The 19,300-nt window shown below is 58.3% G+C and carries 18 protein-coding genes and 1 tRNA gene; 7 read left to right on the forward strand and 12 right to left on the reverse strand.

The window, feature by feature from the left end:
- Positions 1 to 6: 6 nt before the first annotated feature.
- The 6 genes from ACGJAX_RS19775 to ACGJAX_RS19800 all read right to left on the reverse strand — a co-directional run bounded on the left by ACGJAX_RS19775 (position 7) and on the right by ACGJAX_RS19800 (position 6,768).
- A complete protein-coding gene (locus ACGJAX_RS19775; RefSeq protein WP_390955810.1) occupies positions 7 to 1,029 on the reverse strand; it encodes a microcin C ABC transporter permease in 1,023 nt (340 codons plus the stop codon).
- A complete protein-coding gene (locus ACGJAX_RS19780) occupies positions 1,029 to 2,090 on the reverse strand; it encodes a microcin C ABC transporter permease YejB (RefSeq protein ID WP_090322651.1) in 1,062 nt (353 codons plus the stop codon). The genes ACGJAX_RS19775 and ACGJAX_RS19780 overlap by 1 nt, the downstream gene beginning before the upstream one ends.
- Positions 2,090 to 3,958, reverse strand: coding sequence for an ABC transporter substrate-binding protein (locus ACGJAX_RS19785; RefSeq protein ID WP_390955811.1), 1,869 nt, complete (start codon positions 3,956 to 3,958; stop codon positions 2,090 to 2,092). The genes ACGJAX_RS19780 and ACGJAX_RS19785 overlap by 1 nt, the downstream gene beginning before the upstream one ends.
- 134 nt (positions 3,959 to 4,092) lie before the next feature.
- On the reverse strand, positions 4,093 to 4,374 hold the full coding sequence (locus tag ACGJAX_RS19790; RefSeq protein WP_007984657.1) for a peptidylprolyl isomerase: 282 nt from the start codon (positions 4,372 to 4,374) through the stop codon (positions 4,093 to 4,095).
- Positions 4,375 to 4,480: 106 nt separating this feature from the next.
- Positions 4,481 to 5,362 carry a triacylglycerol lipase gene (locus ACGJAX_RS19795; protein ID WP_247257426.1) on the reverse strand — a complete coding sequence of 294 codons (882 nt, stop codon included), beginning with the start codon at positions 5,360 to 5,362 and terminating at the stop codon, positions 4,481 to 4,483.
- Positions 5,363 to 5,679: 317 nt separating this feature from the next.
- Positions 5,680 to 6,768 carry a 3-deoxy-7-phosphoheptulonate synthase gene (locus ACGJAX_RS19800; RefSeq protein WP_390955812.1) on the reverse strand — a complete coding sequence of 363 codons (1,089 nt, stop codon included), beginning with the start codon at positions 6,766 to 6,768 and terminating at the stop codon, positions 5,680 to 5,682.
- 636 nt (positions 6,769 to 7,404) lie between these two features.
- On the opposite strand from ACGJAX_RS19800, the gene ACGJAX_RS19805 reads away from it, so the two are divergent.
- The 6 genes from ACGJAX_RS19805 (at position 7,405) to ACGJAX_RS19830 (ending at position 11,931) form a co-directional block, all read left to right on the forward strand.
- A complete protein-coding gene (locus tag ACGJAX_RS19805; protein WP_390955813.1) occupies positions 7,405 to 8,163 on the forward strand; it encodes a nitrilase-related carbon-nitrogen hydrolase in 759 nt (252 codons plus the stop codon).
- Positions 8,163 to 8,606: a GNAT family N-acetyltransferase gene (locus tag ACGJAX_RS19810; RefSeq protein ID WP_390955814.1), complete on the forward strand. Its 444-nt coding sequence runs from the start codon at positions 8,163 to 8,165 to the stop codon at positions 8,604 to 8,606. Before ACGJAX_RS19805 ends, ACGJAX_RS19810 begins: the two co-directional genes overlap by 1 nt.
- A 126-nt stretch (positions 8,607 to 8,732) precedes the next feature.
- Complete coding sequence (gene uvrY / locus ACGJAX_RS19815; protein ID WP_008015884.1) at positions 8,733 to 9,374, forward strand: UvrY/SirA/GacA family response regulator transcription factor; 642 nt, start codon at positions 8,733 to 8,735, stop codon at positions 9,372 to 9,374.
- Position 9,375: 1 nt separating this feature from the next.
- Positions 9,376 to 11,199: an excinuclease ABC subunit UvrC gene (uvrC, locus tag ACGJAX_RS19820; protein WP_090327357.1), complete on the forward strand. Its 1,824-nt coding sequence runs from the start codon at positions 9,376 to 9,378 to the stop codon at positions 11,197 to 11,199.
- A gap of 32 nt (positions 11,200 to 11,231) precedes the next feature.
- Complete coding sequence (gene pgsA, locus ACGJAX_RS19825) at positions 11,232 to 11,792, forward strand: CDP-diacylglycerol--glycerol-3-phosphate 3-phosphatidyltransferase (protein ID WP_047529703.1); 561 nt, start codon at positions 11,232 to 11,234, stop codon at positions 11,790 to 11,792.
- 63 nt (positions 11,793 to 11,855) lie between these two features.
- A tRNA-Gly gene (locus ACGJAX_RS19830) sits at positions 11,856 to 11,931 on the forward strand.
- A 399-nt stretch (positions 11,932 to 12,330) separates the two neighbouring features.
- On the opposite strand, the gene ACGJAX_RS19835 is transcribed toward ACGJAX_RS19830, so the two are convergent.
- The 3 genes from ACGJAX_RS19835 to ACGJAX_RS19845 all read right to left on the reverse strand — a co-directional run bounded on the left by ACGJAX_RS19835 (position 12,331) and on the right by ACGJAX_RS19845 (position 15,393).
- The gene (locus ACGJAX_RS19835) at positions 12,331 to 13,470 is read right to left on the reverse strand and encodes an FAD-binding oxidoreductase (RefSeq protein ID WP_390955815.1); all 1,140 of its coding nucleotides are present in this window, start codon (positions 13,468 to 13,470) and stop codon (positions 12,331 to 12,333) included.
- A 1-nt stretch (position 13,471) separates the two neighbouring features.
- A complete protein-coding gene (locus ACGJAX_RS19840; protein ID WP_390955816.1) occupies positions 13,472 to 14,545 on the reverse strand; it encodes a Rieske 2Fe-2S domain-containing protein in 1,074 nt (357 codons plus the stop codon).
- 71 nt (positions 14,546 to 14,616) lie between these two features.
- Positions 14,617 to 15,393 carry a lysine/arginine/ornithine ABC transporter substrate-binding protein gene (locus tag ACGJAX_RS19845; protein ID WP_390955817.1) on the reverse strand — a complete coding sequence of 259 codons (777 nt, stop codon included), beginning with the start codon at positions 15,391 to 15,393 and terminating at the stop codon, positions 14,617 to 14,619.
- Positions 15,394 to 15,605: 212 nt separating this feature from the next.
- Between ACGJAX_RS19845 and ACGJAX_RS19850 the strand changes: the two genes are divergently transcribed.
- A complete protein-coding gene (locus tag ACGJAX_RS19850; RefSeq protein WP_390955818.1) occupies positions 15,606 to 16,556 on the forward strand; it encodes a LysR substrate-binding domain-containing protein in 951 nt (316 codons plus the stop codon).
- A 24-nt stretch (positions 16,557 to 16,580) separates the two neighbouring features.
- Here the strand turns inward: ACGJAX_RS19850 and hutC are convergent, their stop codons facing one another.
- Genes hutC through ACGJAX_RS19865 form a run of 3 tightly spaced genes read right to left on the reverse strand, consistent with a single transcriptional unit; the run spans position 16,581 to position 19,251 of the window.
- Positions 16,581 to 17,318 (reverse strand): histidine utilization repressor, encoded by a 738-nt coding sequence (gene hutC / locus ACGJAX_RS19855; RefSeq protein ID WP_090322630.1) that lies wholly within the window; start codon positions 17,316 to 17,318, stop codon positions 16,581 to 16,583.
- Complete coding sequence (gene hisC / locus ACGJAX_RS19860) at positions 17,318 to 18,454, reverse strand: histidinol-phosphate transaminase (RefSeq protein WP_390955819.1); 1,137 nt, start codon at positions 18,452 to 18,454, stop codon at positions 17,318 to 17,320. Before hisC ends, hutC begins: the two co-directional genes overlap by 1 nt.
- Entirely contained in the window at positions 18,451 to 19,251 is an 801-nt protein-coding gene (locus tag ACGJAX_RS19865; protein ID WP_390959939.1) for an ATP-binding cassette domain-containing protein, read from the reverse strand. Before ACGJAX_RS19865 ends, hisC begins: the two co-directional genes overlap by 4 nt.
- Between the last annotated feature and the right edge of the window lie 49 nt (positions 19,252 to 19,300).

The raw sequence follows: 19,300 nt of genomic DNA on the forward strand, positions 1-19,300 counted from the left end.
TCCGCATCAGGATCGGGGGTCGAAGGCGTCGCGCAGCGCTTCGCCAATGAACACCAGTAACGAAAGAATCAACGCCAGGGTGAAAAACGCCGTCAGCCCCAGCCATGGCGCTTGCAGGTTCTGCTTGCCCTGACCGATCAGTTCGCCCAGGGAGGCGCTGCCCGCGGGCATGCCGAAACCGAGGAAATCCAGTGCCGTCAGGGTGGAAATCGCGCCGGTGAGAATGAACGGCAGGTAGCTCAACGTCGCGTTCATGGCGTTGGGCAGGATGTGCCGCACGATCACCTTGCGATCGCTTAGCCCCAGCGCCCGGGCGGCCTTGACGTATTCCAGATTGCGCCCGCGCAGGAATTCGGCGCGCACCACGTCCACCAGCGCCAGCCAGGAAAACAGCGCCATGATCCCCAGCAACCACCAGAAATTCGGTTCGACGAAGCCCGACAGGATGATCAGCAGGTACAGCACCGGCAACCCGGACCAGACCTCCAGCAGCCGCTGACCGATGAGGTCGACCCAGCCGCCGTAATAGCCTTGCAGGGCGCCGGCAGCGATGCCGATCAGCGCGCTGACGAATGTCAGCATCAAGGCAAACAGAATCGACACCCGCGCGCCGAAAATAACCCGTGCCAATACGTCCCGCGCCTGGTCGTCAGTGCCCAGCCAGTTCACGCTCGTGGGCGGGCTCGGAGCCGGTTTGTTCAGGTCATAGTTCGGCGTGTCGTCGCTGAACGGAATGGGCGGGAACAGCAGCCAGCCTCCGTCCTTCTTGATCAGGTTCTGCACGTAGTCGCTGCGGTAGTCGGCCTGGAACGGCAGTTGCCCGCCGAACTCCTGCTCGGTGTAGCGCTTGAGGGCCGGGAAGTACAACGAGCCCTGGTAACTGACGATCAACGGTTTGTCGTTGGCGATCAGTTCGCCACCCAGGCTCAACATGAACAGACCGAGAAACAGCCACAGCGACCACCAGCCACGGCGGTTCTTCTTGAAGCGTTCGAAGCGACGACGGCCCAACGGCGAGAGCTTGAACATCAGGCGTTCCTCGCGGCGAAGTCGATACGCGGGTCGACCAGGGTGTAGCACAGGTCACCCACCAGTTTTATCAGCAGGCCGAACAAGGTGAAGATGAACAGCGATCCGAACACCACCGGATAGTCCCGCGAAACCGCCGCTTCGTAGCTCATGCGGCCCAGGCCGTCGAGGGAAAAAATCACTTCGATCAGCAGCGAACCGGCAAAAAACACGCTGATAAACGCCTGGGGAATCCCCGATACCACCAGCAGCATCGCATTGCGGAACACATGGCCGTACAGCACGCGGCGCTCGCTCAAGCCCTTGGCGCGGGCGGTGACTACGTACTGTCGGGTGATTTCGTTAAGGAATGAGTTTTTGGTCAGGATCGTCAGGGTTGCGAAACCACCGATCACCAGTGACGTCACCGGCAGTACGAGGTGCCAGAAGTAGTCGACGACCTTGCCCAGGGTCGACAGCGACTCGAAATTGTCCGAGACCAGCCCGCGCACCGGGAACCAGTTCAGCGACGTGCCCCCGGCGAACACCACGATCAGAAACATCGCGAACAGGAACGCCGGCATCGCGTAGCCGATGATGATCGCAGTGCTGCTCCAGATATCGAAATGGCTACCGTGGTGCACGGCCTTGCGGATGCCCAGCGGGATCGACACCAGGTAAGTGATCAACGTCGCCCAGAGCCCGAGGGAGATGGTCACCGGCATTTTTTCCAGGATCAGGTCGGTGACGGTGGCGCCACGGAAGAAGCTCTTGCCGAAGTCCAGGCGCGCGTAGCTGGTGAGCATCAGCCAGAGGCGTTCGTGGGCCGGCTTGTCGAAACCGTATTGTTTTTCGATGTCCTTGATCAGTTGCGGATCGAGGCCGCGGCTGGCCCGCGAGCTGCCGCTGGAGGCTTCGCGGGCGCCACCGCCGACACTGACCCCGCCGATGCCTTGCAGGTGGGCGATGGCCTGTTCGACCGGCCCGCCCGGCGCGGCCTGGACGATCACGAAGTTGACCAGAAGGATGATGACCAGCGTCGGAATGATCAGCAGCAGTCGCCGCAGTATGTAAGCCCACATCAGTGTGGTCCTCCGGGTCTGCCACGGCGGATGCGCTCGGCGGTCATCTGCTGGTTGGTCAGTGGCGTGGTGCTCACTTCCCACCAGCTCTCGATGGCTTCGTCATTGCTCGCTTGCACGTCGGGTATGCCAAAGCGATTCCACCACACGGTGGAGGTGCCCGGCGGGTAGTAGTTGGGAATCCAGTAGTAGTTCCACTGCAACACCCGGTCCAGGGCATGGGCGTAGCGCAACATGTCAGCCTGGGTGTTGGCGCGAATCAGCCCGCTGATCAAGGTGTCTACGGCCGGGTTCTTCAGGACCATGTAGTTGTTGGAGCCGGGGTCGGTGGCCGCCGCCGAGCCGAAATAGTTGAGCAGTTCGCCTCCCGGAGAGGTGGTGACCGGGTAGCCGGTGACGATCATGTCGTAGTCGCGGCTCATCAGGCGATTGACGTACTGCGAGGAGTCGATGCGGCGGATGTTCATGTCGATGCCGATCTGTTTCAGGGTGCGCTTGTAGGGCAGCAGCAATCGGTCCATGCCGTTCTGGCTGACCAGGAAGGTGAAGCTCAGCGGCTCCCCGTCAGCGTTGACCAATTGATCGCCATCCGGTTTCCAGCCGGCCTGTTCCAGCAGGTCCAGGGCCTGCAGCTGCTTGTCGCGGATCACGCCACTGCCATCGGTTTTTGGCGCTTCGAACACGGTGGTGAACACTTCGTCGGGAATCTGTCCGCGCAGTGGTTCGAGAATCGCCCGTTCGCCAGCGTCCGGCAGTTGCCGGGCGGCGAGGATGGTATTGGAAAAGAAACTCTGCTGGCGGATGTACATGTTGCGCATCATCTGCCGGTTGCTCCATTCGAAATCCCAGAGCATGGCCAGTGCCTGACGCACCCGGCGATCCTGGAACATGGGCTTTTGCAGGTTAAACACAAAGCCCTGGCTCGGTTGCGGCGCTTCGGTGGCCAGATGTGCTTTTTGCAGGCGACCGTCGCTCAATGCCGGACTTTCATAACCGATGGAGAAACCGGTGGCGGAAAACTCGCGGTTGTAATCATAGGCACCACCGCGCAGCACCTGGCGCGCGACATCGGTGTCGCCGAAGTACTCGATGCTGAAATGATCGAAATTGTAGAGGCCGCGGCTGACGGGCAGGTCCTTGCCCCACCAGTCGGGGTTGCGCTCGAAGGTGATACTGCGGCCGGAGTCGACCTTGCTCACTCGATAGGGTCCGCTGCCCAGTGGTGCCTCGTAACCGCCGCCACCGGCGAAGTCGCGGGTCTTCCACCAATGCTCGGGAAACACCGGCAAGGTCGCGATGTCCAGCGGCAGCGTGCGGTTTTCGTTGTTCTTGAAGTCGAAGCGAATGGTCAAGGGCGCCTCGACTTCTACACCCTTGACGTCTGCGAATTGGGTGCGATAACGCAGACTGCCCTGGGTCATCAGCAGATCGAAGGTGTAGCGCACGTCTTCGGCAGTGATCGGCTTGCCGTCGGCGAAGCGCGCCTTGGGGTTCAGATAGAAGCGCAGGGACAAACCGTCATCGGAGCGCTCCATCTGTTGCGCCACCAGGCCGTACACGGTGTAGGGTTCATCCAGCGAACGTTGGGCCAGAGGCGAATAGATCAGGCCGTCAATCTGCGAGACGCCTATGCCTTTGTCGATGTACGGCAATACATGATCGAATTGCCCGATTTCGATCGCCGAACGACGCATGGTGCCACCCTTGGGGGCTTGGGGGTTGGTGTAGGCAAAATGGCTGAAGCCGGCAGGGTATTTGGCCGGTTCGCCATAGACGGTCAACGCATGTTGCGGTGCGGCATTCACGCCTGCGGCGCCCAACAGCAAGGCCACGGCAGTGAATATTAAAGTCGGGAAAGCCAGTCGCATTGTCAGCCTTAGAGCCGGGTGGTCGTTAACGACAATTTGTACGCTAGAGGCGCGTCCCTCGCCAGCCTGTTACGTGTCGCAAACGCAACGGCCCACCAAAAGGCGGGCCGTTGCGCGCAGAGCTCGGGTGTCGATCAGTCCTGACGGCTGGTCACTTCCAGCAGGTGGTAGCCGAACTGGGTCTTGACCGGACCTTGCACCACGTTGATCGGTGCGCTGAACACCACGGTGTCGAATTCCTTGACCATCTGGCCTGGACCAAAGGAACCCAGGTCACCGCCCTGGCGGCTGGAAGGGCAGGTGGAGTTGGCTTTGGCAACTTCGGCGAAGTCTGCGCCAGCTTCGATTTGGGCCTTGAGTTCGTTGCACTTGGCTTCGCTGGCAACAAGGATATGACGGGCAGTGGCTTTAGCCATGGGAAAATGCTCCTTTCAATATTCGGTAAAGTGTTGAGCCTACCGGATTCGGTAGGCTATTTCTCCTCAAAGTTCCCTTCGAGTCGCCTGGACGGCGGTGTGATGGTCAGAGACCGGCTTTTTTAAGACGTTCGGCGTGTTGTACATAGAGGTCGACGGGGTCGACTTTCTTGCCGATCTGAACAGCGGGCTGGCGGAGCGTGCCCAGATGGTCCAGCGCATGGTCGGAGCGGATGACAGTGCCCAGATGGGAGCTGTAGCGGCCGACCATGCCATCGTTCTGCGCCGCTTCGGTGGTGAAATATTGAGAGAAGGCCCGCAAGAAACCGTGCAGTGGATCAAGTGCATGGGCTCCCTCGTCCAGGATGTTTCCCTGAAGGATGCCGCTCCAGGAGTAGTAGCGTACGCCGTTGACCAGTTCGCGCCCCTTGCCGCCCCAGGTTCTCGGCAGCCCCTGGGGGTACTTTTCATTGAAGGCGCCCACGCCTTCGGTGGTCAGGGCGTTCAGAGCGGCAATGGCATTTTGCGGCAGCTGACGATTGCCGCTGATTAACGAGAGAAAGTCTGCGAACAGGTTCACGATCGTCTCCGCCACCTGTTCCGGCAGACGTCCGGGCGTTAATGCCTTGCGCAGGTAGTCGGCCAGTTCCGAGCCGTGGTTGGGGCCACTGACCGACGTCACCGAAGCCACGGCGTATGGTGCAACCGCTCCCGCGTAGCGCGCGGCGAGTGCGCCCTGACTGTGACCGATCAGGTTGACTTTATTCGCGCCAGTCCCTTCCAGAACCCGTTCGATCTGCGACAGCAACTGCTCGCCCCGCGTTTCGTTGCTGTGGGTTGCCGACAGGTGCGGCACGAACACCCTTGCGCCAGCATTGCGCAGCGCTTGCTTGATGTCATGAAAGAGCTCGAAGGTGCCGATTCGCTCGAAGCCGAAGAGCCCGTGGACCAGCAGGATAGGATATTGAGTGTCTGCATTCCGTTGCATGTTCATACCTTATTTCAGCCTTTCAGGGAGGTGATTGGTGCCTCACTCTAAAGCACTCCAACGCCTCGGCGATGTATGAAAAAGCCGCGGTAACCTGATGAAAACGGAATAGAAACAGTATGAGAATTCGGATGTGGATGAGGTCTGGATCGGAATGTCCGGCCATCCATTCAACCCGCGCCGAGTGCGTTTGAATAAATGACCTACCTGTCGCCAGTCGTTTTTCCGTGCCGCCGAGGGAGGTCACGATTTCGGTGGATGCAGCGAATCGCCACCGCCGACCAGTTCCCGAATGAAAACTGGTCGGCGGGCGAGATTCATGCCAGTGCTTGAATGCCGCGCTTCACACGCAGGCGTCCTGCTGCCTGACGCAGTAACTCCTCTGTCCCGTTCCAGCCCAGGCAACCGTCGGTGACCGAAACGCCGTATTTCAGCGACGGGCTCAGTGGCTGGCAGCCTTCGAACAAATGACTTTCGATCATCATGCCGATCAGCGAACGATCACCTTGCAGGCGTTGTTCAAGTACATCGTTGAACACTGCCGGTTGGCGCAGCGGATCTTTTGCGCTGTTGGCATGGCTGCAGTCGACCATGATCCGTGCCGGGATCTTCAGCCGGGTCAAATCACCGTGCACCCTGGCGACGCTGGCCCGGTCGTAGTTCGGCCCGCCATGACCGCCGCGCAATACCAAGTGAGTGTCCGCATTGCCCGGGGTCTGGATGATCGCCGGATGTCCCTGGCTATCGACGCCGAAATGGCGATGCGGATGCGCTGCCGAGCGCATGGCGTCGCTGGCGACCCCGACTCCGCCGTCGGTGCCGTTCTTGAAACCGACCGGCATGCCCAGGCCGCTGGCCATTTCGCGATGGATCTGCGATTCCGTGGTGCGGGCGCCAATGGCCACCCAGCTCAGCAGGTCGTCGAAGTAACCGGCAGCCATGGGCTGCAGCAACTCGGTGGCAACCGGCAAACCCATGAGGAGCATTTCACGCATCAGTTGACGAGACAGGGTCAGGCCGCCGGCCATGTCGTCGCTGCCGTCCAGGTGCGGATCATAGGCCAGGCCTTTCCAGCCGATGGTGGTTCGGGGTTTTTCGACGTAGGCACGCATCACCAGGAGCATCTCGTCGCTGACGTCGGCGGCGAGTCGAGCCAGTTTGCCGGCGTATTCGAGCGCGGACTCAGGATCATGGATCGAGCAGGGGCCGACGATGACCAGCAGACGGGAGTCTTCACCGTCGAGGATCGCCCGAACCGCCTGGCGGTGGGCTGCGACTTGCTGGGTCAGGGTGCTGGTGAGGGGCAATTGCTGCTTGAGTTGCAACGAGCTTGGCAGACGCAGGGTCAGCGCTTCATTGGCAGGACTCAGGGTAGACAGTGGCAGAGCAGAGACGGACGAATTCATGTTCAGGCTTCCTGGGCGGATGGCGGGTTGTTCCCGCGCACTCGGCCCTACTGGGGTGTTCGACAGTTGGCCGGATTGGCTACGTGTGTGTGCTTGCCACCTGTGGGTGACCGATCGGAGGCGGCAGGCTGTCCCGAGCGGAGGGTGGTAAATCGCCAGGCGGTAAAGCTGTCGTAGCGGTAATAAGTGGCGTAGTTCATTGCGTTGATCCTCAAGTTGTCGGGTGTCGCTAAAAGTGTTTGGGGCTGTTTGTTCCGGGCCAGAAAAACAAAACCCCCGGTCGGGAGGCCGACCGGGGGTTGAGAATTCTCTGGTGGCGACCCGTTTAAAGTGGGCGCCGTGTGGGTATCAGGCGCGCCAGTGGCTAAACCAATACCCAAAATAAAAGCTGACCGGAGCACACATGTCGTTCACCCGGGCAGCCGCAACCGAGCGCAGGGCGCTGACGGTACTAAGCGGTGAGAGGGCGTTGATCATGGTGTGTCTCCGATGGATTGCCCGAGCTTACTAGAGCCAGGCACGAGGATTCAATCAGAAATTGCTATCGATGATTCAGGGCATTTTCTATCACTTGAGCGCGCTGGAGGTTGTGACACACTCTGCGCTCTCGAAAACATCACGTCATAAGGATGGAACATGCCGCCTCTGATCATCGCCGCCGCGCAATCGTCTTCCATTGCCGGCGACCTTGCGGGCAACATCGCCCGGCATCAACGCTTCATAAAGGTGGCTGCCGAGCAAGGCGTGCAATTGCTGGTGTTTCCGGAGTTGTCGTTGACCGGTTACGAGCGCGGGGTCGCGGCTGAGTTGGCGCTCGCGCCGGACGCTGCCGCGTTGCAACCACTGCGTGATTTTGCGCAGGAAGTCGGGGTGACGACGGTGGTCGGGATGCCGATTCGTCTGTCGGACACTGCTCCGGTATTGATCGGAGCGCTTGTGATGGGTGCCGACGGTTCACTGGGGGTTTACAGCAAGCAGCATTTGCACCTGGGAGAAGAGGTCGTATTCGCACCTGGATATGGCGGCGAGACGCTGCTTGTCGGTGCCGATACCATCGCCCTGGCGGTGTGTGCAGACTTCACCCATGCTTCCCATGCCGCTGCGGCGGCAGAGCAGGGTGCCGATGTTTACGCTGCCGGGGTGCTGATCACGGAGAAGGGCTATGGCCCGGATACGGGGTTGTTGAAAGGCTATGCGCAAACCCATTCGATGGTCGTGCTGATGGCTAACCATGGGGGTGCCACGGGAGGTTGGGAATCCGCAGGGCGCAGCGCAATCTGGTCGGCGAACGGTTCGTTGGTTGCTGCGGCGCCGGGTACGGGCGACTTGATAGTCATTGCTCGTCGCGATGTTGACGGCTGGAGCGGACAAGTCGTGTCGGTCATGGAGGCTTGATGGGCTTCGAATGGTGCGCGGCGACTGCGGGTGATCTCGATTTCGCCCGCGACCTGACCCGCAGCAATATGCTGCGCTATTACATCCGGTATGACCTGTTATGGCAGGACGAGGCGTTCGATGTCGCCTGGGCGGGGCGTGAAACCCGGATCATCATGCATGACGACAGTCGAGTGGGTTTTGTCAGCCTGAGTCGGGATGCCAGGGCCCTGTACATTCGCGAACTGCACATTGTCGAAACGCACCGGGGGCAGGGCGCTGGTTCCTGGGTGATCGATCAGGTATTTGCCATGGCTCGCCAGGAACGACGCCCGGCATTGCGCTTGACGGTCTTTGAAAATAATCCGGCGCGAACTTTGTATGAAAGAAAGGGCCTACACGTGGTGGGCACGGACGAATGTTTCCTGAGAATGCAGCGCGATGTCGATGCATCGCATCGCTGAAACACGCATGCCACAGGCCTTTCAAGATGAATTGAAACTTTTTATATAGCGCTTGGCGCTAGGTCTGCCAGTTGCTTTTTGCTAAGGTGTCGGCAACCCAATAAGACCATATCGCGAGGTGTCTGCTTGATTAGGGTTCTAGTAGTCGATGACCATGATCTCGTTCGTACAGGCATTACACGAATGCTGGCTGACATCGATGGCCTGCAAGTAGTCGGCCAGGCTGAATCGGGGGAGGAATCCCTGCTCAAAGCGCGTGAGCTGAAGCCTGATGTGGTATTGATGGATGTCAAAATGCCCGGTATTGGCGGTCTCGAAGCCACTCGCAAATTGTTGCGCAGTCATCCGGACATCAAGGTCGTAGCCGTGACCGTGTGCGAGGAAGATCCGTTCCCTACACGGCTGCTGCAGGCCGGTGCTGCCGGGTACCTGACCAAGGGCGCCGGGTTGCCGGAAATGGTCCAGGCCATCCGCCTGGTGTTCGCCGGGCAGCGCTATATCAGTCCGCAGATCGCCCAACAGTTGGCGATCAAATCCTTTCAACCGACCAACGACTCGCCCTTCGATGCCTTGTCGGAGCGTGAAATCCAGATCGCGCTGATGATTGTCGGTTGCCAGAAAGTCCAGATCATCTCCGACAAGTTGTGCCTGTCGCCGAAGACCGTGAACACATACCGTTACCGCATATTCGAAAAGCTTTCGATCAGCAGTGACGTCGAGTTGACGCTGTTGGCGGTTCGTCACGGCATGGTCGATGCCAGCCTCTGAAATGACTGATAATTTTGATCCCGGCGCCTTTCTGTCGACCGTCAGTGGGCGTCCCGGTGTGTATCGCATGTTCGACAGCGATGCCCGCCTGCTCTATGTCGGCAAGGCCAAGAACCTCAAGAATCGCCTGTCCAGTTACTTCCGTAAAACCGGTCTGGCACCCAAGACCGCTGCGTTGGTGGCGCGAATCGCCCAAGTCGAAACGACCATCACGGCCAACGAAACCGAAGCCCTGTTGCTTGAGCAGACGTTGATCAAGGAATGGCGTCCGCCGTACAACATCCTGCTGCGTGACGACAAATCCTACCCCTACGTTTTCCTTTCCGACGGCCAGTTCCCGCGCTTGAGCATCCATCGCGGCGCGAAAAAGGCCAAGGGCAAATATTTTGGTCCTTACCCCAGTGCCGGCGCCATTCGCGAAAGCCTGAGCCTGTTGCAGAAGGCCTTTTTCGTCCGGCAGTGTGAAGACAGTTACTACAAGAACCGTACGCGGCCTTGCCTGCAATACCAGATCAAACGCTGCAAGGCGCCTTGTGTCGGTCTGGTGGAGCCCGAGGTGTATGCCGAAGACGTGCGACACTCGGTGATGTTCCTGGAAGGCCGCAGCAATGCCCTGAGTGACGAGTTGTCCGCTGCAATGGAAGAGGCGGCGATCAATCTCGAGTTCGAACGCGCCGCAGAATTGCGTGACCAGATCGCATTGCTGCGTCGGGTACAGGATCAGCAAAGCATGGAAGGCGGGACGGGCGATGTCGATGTGATCGCGGCGTTCGTCAATCCCGGCGGTGCCTGCGTTCATTTGATCAGCGTGCGCGGTGGGCGAGTGCTGGGAAGCAAGAACTTCTTTCCGCAGGTCGGTATTGAAGAGGACGTTTCCGAAGTCATGGCGGCGTTTCTCGGCCAGTATTTCATCAGCAGCCCGGAACGCGACTTGCCGAGCGAGCTGATCGTCAACGTGGTTCACGAAGACTTCCCGACACTTATTGCGGCCATCGTTGAGCTGCGCGGTCGCGAACTGACCATCAGTCACCGGGTGCGTGGCACACGAGCGCGCTGGCAGCAATTGGCAGTGACCAATGCCGAACAGGCACTGGGCGCGCGCCTGGCCAACCGCCAGCACGTTGCCGAGCGCTTTGAAGCCCTGGCGCAGGTGCTGAAACTGGACGAACCGCCTCAGCGCCTTGAGTGCTACGACATCAGTCACTCCAGCGGCGAGGCGACCGTCGCCTCCTGCGTGGTGTTCGGCCCTGAGGGTCCGATCAAGTCCGACTACCGCCGCTACAACATCGAAGGCGTTACCGCGGGCGATGACTACGCGGCGATGCACCAGGCGCTGACTCGGCGCTTCAGCAAGCTGAAAGACGGGGAGGGCAAGCTGCCGGACATTCTGCTGGTGGATGGCGGCAAGGGGCAGTTGTCCATGGCGCGCGACGTGCTCAATGAGTTGGCGGTGCCGGATCTGATCCTGCTTGGCGTGGCCAAGGGGGCGACGCGCAAGGCCGGTTTCGAAACCCTGTACCTCAATGATGCCGCTCACGAGTTCACGTTGCGCGGTGATTCCCCCGCGCTTCATTTGATCCAGCAGATTCGCGACGAAGCTCACCGTTTTGCTATCACCGGGCACCGCGCCCGCCGTGGCAAAACCCGGCGTACGTCTACACTGGAGGGCGTTGCCGGCGTTGGACCGACACGTCGCCGCGATTTGTTGAAACATTTTGGTGGATTGCAGGAGCTGTCTCGTGCCAGCATCGACGAGATCGCCAAAGCACCCGGGATCAGTAAAAAGCTCGCAGAGTTGATTTATGCAAATCTGCACAGCGAGTAGAATGCCACCTCACCTCGTAGCCAGTTGTGCCGATGAATATCCCTAATCTGATTACCGTTCTACGCGTCCTGCTCATCCCGATCTTCATTTTACTGTTCTACCTGCCTTACCAATGGAGCTACGTGGCATCAGCCTCTGTCTTCGCATTTGCCGCTGCCACGGACTGGCTGGACGGGTACCTGGCCCGCCGTCTGGAGCAAAGCACGCCGTTCGGGGCTTTTCTCGATCCCGTAGCCGACAAGTTGATGGTTGCCGTTGCATTGGTGCTGCTGGTGCAGGAACACGGCAACCTCTGGCTGACGCTGCCGGCTGCCGTCATCATCGGTCGCGAAATCGTCGTCTCTGCCTTGCGAGAGTGGATGGCGGAACTCGGTGCCCGTGCTCACGTCGCGGTGTCGAACCTGGGCAAGTGGAAGACCGCCGCGCAAATGCTGGCGCTGGTTATCCTGCTGGCCAATCCGTCGGATTTCAGCTTCTGGGTCCTGATGGGGTATGCCTTGCTGATGGTGTCTGCAGGCCTGACTTTGTGGTCCATGGTCCAATACTTACGGGCAGCGTGGCCACATCTGAAGACCGACGTGGAAAAGAAATAAAACTTTTTTGAATCAAGGGGTTGACGGGGCTTCCAGATTCTATAGAATGCGCCACACCAAGACGCGGGAATAGCTCAGTTGGTAGAGCACGACCTTGCCAAGGTCGGGGTCGCGAGTTCGAGTCTCGTTTCCCGCTCCAAACATTGCCTGGCAGCGCTTCATTGAAGGCTGCAAGGCTAAAAAAGAAAGAGGCTTAGGCCTCTTTTTTTTCGTCCGGCGAATTCTATCGGCTTCGGCCAGCCATGCATTTCAAGTACATCAATCAGTACGTTGAAATCCAGGTTCGCGCGTAGCAGCGTCCAGATAGATAAAGCATTGCCGGATCCTTACATCTCTCCTCATTTGATCGAGACGAGGCGGCAGGTGGCAGGCGAGGAGAAGAGCCTCAGATGACGGTAACTCACCGCGACCTTTCCTTTGGATTGACGAAGTCGGTAGCACCCAATTGTTTGGCGGTCTCGAACTTCGCTGGATTGATATCCACCTCCACGACCCCACCGGCCTCGACCTTGAACGGTGGTGATCGTAATAGGGCATATCACTGCCGAAAATCCACCGTTACTGCAGTGGTCGGGCGTGTACAACAAAGCAAAATATTGCCGTCTTCAGGAGTGTCCAGCGGCGTTTCGAAATACTCGACGGAGCCTTCACGGAGGGTGACCTGACAGGTATTGCACAGGCCGGCGCGGCAATTGAAGGGCGGCGTCAGGCCGGCCTCTTCAGCAAGTTCGAGAAGTGATTGGCAGTTCTGATTCCAGACCACACGGGTGCCCGTCGGAAGAAACTCTACGATCGGTGCACCTTCAGTTGTCCCGGTCGGCGTCTTGGGCTCGGTTACCGCGGGTATTGATGACGTCACTGGTATGACGTCGTCTTCTTCGAGGATGGTCGCAGGGCCGAAGAATTCATAATGGATGCGCTCGCCGGCGATCCCAAGGCTGCGCAACAGGCGCCAGTTCGCCTGCATAAAGAGCCTGGGGCCACAGAGGTAGATGTCGTAGTCATCCAGCGGAAGCAGCTGTTGCAAGGTATCCCGGTTGACCAGGCCCTGGCTGTGAAAGACATCATTGGCCTGGTCGTCGGCATCAGGGTTACGGTAGCAGAAGTGCACGCTGATCCCTGGGCGGCGGCTGGCCAGTGACAACACCTCGTCGCGAAAAGCATGCACTGCGCCATTTTCACAGGCATGAATGAAATACACCGGCCGCGACGAACGATTACTCAGTTGATGAAGCATGCTCAGCATCGGCGTGAGTCCCACGCCACCACTGAACAGCACCACGGGCCTCGAACTCTCTTCGTCCAGCACGAAGGTGCCCGTGGGGCCGACGATCTCGAGTAAATCGCCGATCTGCACATGGTCGTGCAGGTGATTGGAGCCTTGGCCTGGCGGCAGTTCGGGTCGGTCGAAAGGTGCAGGTTCGCGCTTGACCGAAATGCGTATGCGCGACCTGTCGTTAGCGTCCCCGGAGAGACTGTAGTTGCGCAGCACCTTGACACCGCCGTCCAGCATGAGGCGAACGATGAGGTGCTGCCCCGGGCGAAAGCCAGGGTTGGAAACGCCATCGACCGCAGTCAGGACGAAGGAGGTGATGACGGCGCTTTCTTGTGTCTTCTCAATCACCCGAAAACTTTTAAAGCCTTGAGGAGGGTGCTGTGTCCGAGATTCAGTGCCCATCTCACGCCTCCATCTTTTGTTCCGCGGTGTGTTGTTCGGTCAGCGGAATCAAGCTGCCATGCTGTTCCTGCGCAATTAACTTACTCAGGTTGCGACGAAAACGTAGCGGCCCTGAGTCGGAGGCAAGATCGATGTTGGGGCTGCGTTTATTGGCCATGCCCTTGTGTACGGCACTCAGAACTACTCGATCTTCGGCGAAGGCGTGGCGCACGTCTTCGTCAAACTGGCGGGAAACATCTTCGTTTTCGGTATCGAAATTACGCACCTGGAACCAGTAGTAACGCGTGTTCGATTCGTCGATGGGTGTCATGAAGTTGTAGGAGTTCATGAGGAACACATGTTCGTGCAGTGCACCTTCGTCGGAACCTGTCCCTGCCGGGGTGAACAAGGCCTTGATAATGGCCTGTGCAGGGTAGTGCACCTCATAGTGCTGCTTGCGATCGCAATTGCCTTTGAACTTGACGAACTTGGCATAAAAAGGTGCCACTTCGACATCGCGCATCCAGCGAGAAACTATCACGCCGGCATCGGTTACTGTCGTTTGCAGCGGTTCTTCTGCACAGGCAGAGTTACCAAAAGAGGATTGATGCACCCACGCTACATGAGCCGGATCGAGCAGGTTGTCGGTCATGTAAAGGTAGTTGCAAGGAATGACCATGCTATCGCCACGATTGAGTCCCCATGCCGGGTCCCCCCATTCCGGCACATGGCAAATTTTCGTTTCGTCTGCCAGTTCGAGATCACCCATCCAGATCCAGATCAAGCCGTAGCGTACTGCCAGAGGATAACTGCGAACCTTGGCTCCTTGTGGGATGCGTCGGCTACCAGGAGCATGCACACAGCTGCCAGAGCAGTCGAAGGTCAGTCCATGATAGCCACACTCGATGTCATCCCCCTTGCGACGGCCCATCGACAACGGGAGCTTGCGGTGTGGACAGGCATCTTCGAGGGCTACCGGTGTGCCGTCACTCTTGCGGTAAAGCACCACGGGTTCATTAAGAAGGGTGACGGGATACAACTCTTCGCCTAACTCAGCTTCACTGGCAGCTACATACCATGCGTTTTGTAAAAACATGGGCTCTCTCCCTGTTATTTTGTTGTTGGCCTTTTGCAGGCGAGCGATGGTTAACGACCTTTGCTCATGCTTCATTCATAAATATCGAAGGTGAAGTACTTCTTCTGAATCGCGTCGTAGGTGCCGTTTTTGTGCATTTCCGCCAGTGCGCCATTGATCGCGTTAATCAGGTCCTGGTCTTCCTTGCGCAGGCCTATCGCGATTCCACTTCCTAGTAGCTTTTCGTCTTGAACGGTATCGCCCGCAAAGGCAAAACCGGTGTTTCTGGGTGTTTGCAAAAAGCCGATATCCGCAACTACCGCATCAGTCAAGGTGGCATCGATACGACCGCTGACAAGGTCTGGGTACAGTAGATCCTGGTTCGTGTAAGAGACCATGGTGACACCGTGCGGCGCCCAGGCGGCTCTAACGTAGGCTTCCTGGGTGCTGCCTTGGGCCACGCCGATTCGCTTGCCCTTAAGCGACTCTACGGTGGGAATCAGACCGCTATCGGACTTGGCGATGAGACGATTGGGTGAGTTGTAAAGCTTGTCAGAGAACGCGACATTTTCTTTGCGCTTTTCGTTAACGGTCATCGCCGAAAGGATGCTGTCAAACTTTTTCGCCTTGAGTGCCGGGATGATGCTGTCGAAAGCGATTTCAACCCAGACACACTTAGCCTTGAGTTGAGCGCAAATAGCGTTACCAAGATCAATATCGAAACCGACCAATTGCCCATCTGGTGCTTTTGATTCGAAGGGTGCAAATGTCGGGTCTACACCGAATCGAATGACACTGAGGTCTTTGGCCTGGACGCCGGTGGAAGCGGAAGCGAATGCGAATAAAGCCGCAAGGACAAATTTTTTCATTTTTATTTTCCTTTGTCTGTCATAGGGTTTTGCGCTGTATGTTGTTTGAGCAACGTTATGGCCGTTGCCTGACTGTGTTGTTCAGTGCCTTCGGAGCCGGCAGTGACAGGACCAGAATACGAGAGTCTGAATATTCGAAAAAATGTTAAAAACTGTTGCTTCGTGTAGCTGAGCTAAAGTATTAATCGGCGAGTTCGTTACTAGAGACGCTTATGAACAGCTTGCCTTCCCTGCGTGCTTTACAGGTTTTCGAGGCCGTAGGCCGCTATGGTGGAATTGTCGAAGCTGCAAGGCGCCTCGGCATCTCTGCCGGTGCCGTCAGTCAGCAAATGCGCTTGTTGGAAGACAGCCTGGGTTTGAGCTTGACCTTCAAAGTGGGCAAGCGCATTCGCTTGACGGCGGCGGGCCAGCGATATCACGACAGCTGCGTGGCAGCGTTTGAAATACTGCGCATTGCCCAGGTAGACGTCGAGAGGTCGAAGAGCGCCAGCAACTTACGCATCAGTGCATTGCCCTCCTTATTGTCAGATTGGTTGGCGCCGCTTATCTACACTTGGCAGAGCGATCACCCGGAACTCAATCTCTTCCTCGACGGCAGTCATGCGGAACCCGCGCCCGATGGCTACGAAATCGATTTTCGGGTCACTTACGGGGACTATGAGTCTACCGAACACGCTATTGAACTGTTCCGCGATTGCGTCGTTCCGGTCTGTAGTCCAACTATGTTGCGAGCCGATGCACCGCTAAGGACTCCGGCCGACTTGCTGGCCTATCCACTGTTGTCGATTGACTGGTTGCCGAAGTTCGCCTCTCCGCCCTCGTGGCGTGATTGGTTCAGCGCCCAAGCAGTCGACAGTTCACAAATACGCGATGGCTATCGTGTCTATTCGTTGTCATCAATGGCTGTTCAGGCTGCGATATCGGGACAGGGCGTAGTGTTGGCGCAATGTTCAATGATCACCGATGCGTTAACGGATGGGCGTTTGGTAATGCCATTCGCCCAGGCGCTGCAATTGCCTTCATCCTATTTTTTAGTCGGGGCCAAGGATGTTTTCGACAAGGCTCACTGCCGCGATTTCCATCGATGGCTGGTAGCGCGTGGGCGGGATCAGATGGCAATCAATGAGCAGCTGTTGACCCGATCAGGGGCTCAAGAAGAGTGACACACAGGGTTCAATACACAGGCCTTAACTGTCTCTGTGTGCGCCATTTACCGGCAGGCGACTTCCCAGGCGATAGCGTGAGGAGGGATGGATCAGGCGCACGTAGGTGACAATTTTGCCCTGACTCCAGGTCCGGCGCATGAGGACCAGGCAGGGTTCATTGGCATCGATTTGCATGTGTTTGCTTTCGTCGCTGCTGGGGTGGCTGGCTTCGACGATATGCTCCATTTCATCGGGCCTGATGATTTGCAGAAGGTATCTGGCGGGTTGCAGGTGCTCGCCAAAGTCTTGCTGCAAAAAATCCGGCACCAGCTCGGGATTGACGTAACGATCTTCGAGCTGCACCGGCACGCCTTCTTCGCAATGCACACAGACCAGATGAAAAACCGAAGAGCCGGTGGGCAGTGCCAGGGCGGCGGCCACCGGCATGGAAGCCGCCTCGCGTCCCAGGTGCAGGACGCGGCAGGTGTAGCTGTGACCTCGAGCGAGGATTTCGTCAGCGATGTTGGTGATGCGCAGCAGATTCGATTGCGGTTTGCTTTCGGCGACGAAGGTGCCTACGCCTGAAATCCTCACCAGGTGCCCTTCTTCAGTCAGTTCGCGCAATGCCCGGTTGACGGTCATGCGCGACATGCCCAGTTCTTGCACCAAGCGGTTCTCTGAAGGGATCAGGTCGCCGGGTTTCCAAACGCCCGCGCGAAGCTGGCCTTGCACAAAATCCTTCGCGCGCTGATAGAGCGCTTGCGGTGCATTTTTAATCATTAGTCGGTCCGTAATGCTTGTGCGGCAAGTACTTTTGCCAGTGCCTGGAGAAAAAGGTCGTTATCCTCACAGCTTCCGATGGATACCCGCAAGTGCTGAGAATAGCCGGCTTCGCGCCATGGCTTGATGATGACGCCTTCGCGTAGCAGTGCCTGATTGATGTCTTCGGCAGGATAAGGCGTGCGGAAGTACAGAAAGTTTGCCATGGAGGGTGCCGTCATGATGCCTTGCTCTTGCAGCGCGACGGCCACCCTCCGGCGTTCGCTGGCGACATGGGAAAGACAGGCTTGCAGATATTCATCGTCGGCCAGCGCAGCAACCGCCGCGGCTTGGGCCACGCGGTTAACGTTAAAGGGCGTGCGAACGCGGTTGATCAAATCGGCCAGTAGTGGATCGCTGACGATTCCGTAACCAACTCGCAAGCCCGCCAGGGAGTATGCCTTGGAGAAGGTCCGCAGCAGTATGAAGGGTTTGCCGCTGGCCTGAATCAAGCCCAGGCAATCCGGATAGTCGGCCTCCCATCGGGCGTATTCGTAATAGGCCTCGTCGAATACCAGCAAACACTGTGCGGGCAATGCGCCGAGCAACTGCTGCAACTCGTCGGCGTTCAGGGTGCAACCCACCGGATTGGACGGACAGGAAAACATCAACAAACGCGTGCGGGGCGTGAGCGCGGCGACCATGCCCGCCACATCGAACGTGCCTTCATCGGTCATCGGCACGCCCACTACCCGGGCACCGGCAGCCATTGGGTAGATGAAATGCAGTCCAAAGGACGGCACCACGGTGACGACTTCATCGTCATGGTCCAGGAACACGCGACTGATAACGCTCAGTAAATCTTCCGAACCATTGCCGAAGACCAATTGATCTTCTGGTACGTCGAGTTTTTTCGAGAGTGCGGCGCGTAATGCCTGGCAACCGGCATCGGGATACAGCGCAATCTCACAGCAGGCCCGGGTCATCGCGGGGGTGACGGCGCGAGCCGGCCCCATCGGGTTTTCATTGCTGCCCAGTTTGGCGATGCGGGTCAGGCCAAAGCGCTTGCGCACCGCGTCCGAGCCCAGGCCGGCGTTGTAGCTGGCCAGGTCACGCACTTCGGCGCGGGCCAGCAGATTCAGGTCGTTGGAATTCATACCGGGCTAACCTCTTTGGTGTCCTGCCAGAAGGCGTTGCGGTCCAGGTAGTTCTGCAAGAATTGCTGCAGACGTGGCTGTTCGGCGTTGTGAAAGATTTCGTGAGGGGTGCCTTGAGCGACCACTTGGCCTTGATCGAGGAACACCACCGAGTCGGCGACCTGAGCGGCGAAACCCATCTCATGGGTGACCACCACCATGGTCATGCCTTCTTTGGCGAGGGTTTTCATGACCTGCAGTACTTCACCGACCAGTTCCGGGTCGAGGGCAGAGGTGGGTTCATCGAACAGCATGATGTGCGGCTCCATGGCCAATGCCCTGGCAATCGCCACGCGCTGTTGCTGGCCACCGGACAACTGCGCCGGATAGGCCGTGGCCTTATGGGCCAGACCGACTTTATCCAGCATCGCCATGGCGCGTTGCCGAGCCTCATCGGCGGACAGCTTTCGCACACGCAGCAAGGCTTCACTGACATTGCCAAGGGCGGTCATGTGCGGCCACAGGTTGAATTGCTGAAAGACCATGCCAACATTGCGCCGCACCTGATTGATCTGCGACTGCGCCGCGCGCTTGCGGCCTCTGCCGTTGTCCGGCACCCAGCCAAGCAACTGGCCTTCGATATAGATTTCGCCCTCGTCGTACTCCTCAAGAAACGCCATGCTGCGCAGCAGGGTGCTTTTGCCCGAGCCGGAAGGGCCGATCAGGCACACCACTTCAGAATGCCGGACCTGCAAGTCGATACCCTTGAGCACGCGCAGGTTGCCGAAGCTCTTGCCGACATTGTGCAGTTTCAGCATCGGCGCGCTGTTGTCGGAGAGTGTTTTTGAAGTCTTCATCGCTTCACCT

The sequence above is a fragment of the Pseudomonas moorei genome (genome assembly GCF_042846945.1).
GTDB lineage: Bacteria > Pseudomonadota > Gammaproteobacteria > Pseudomonadales > Pseudomonadaceae > Aquipseudomonas > Aquipseudomonas moorei.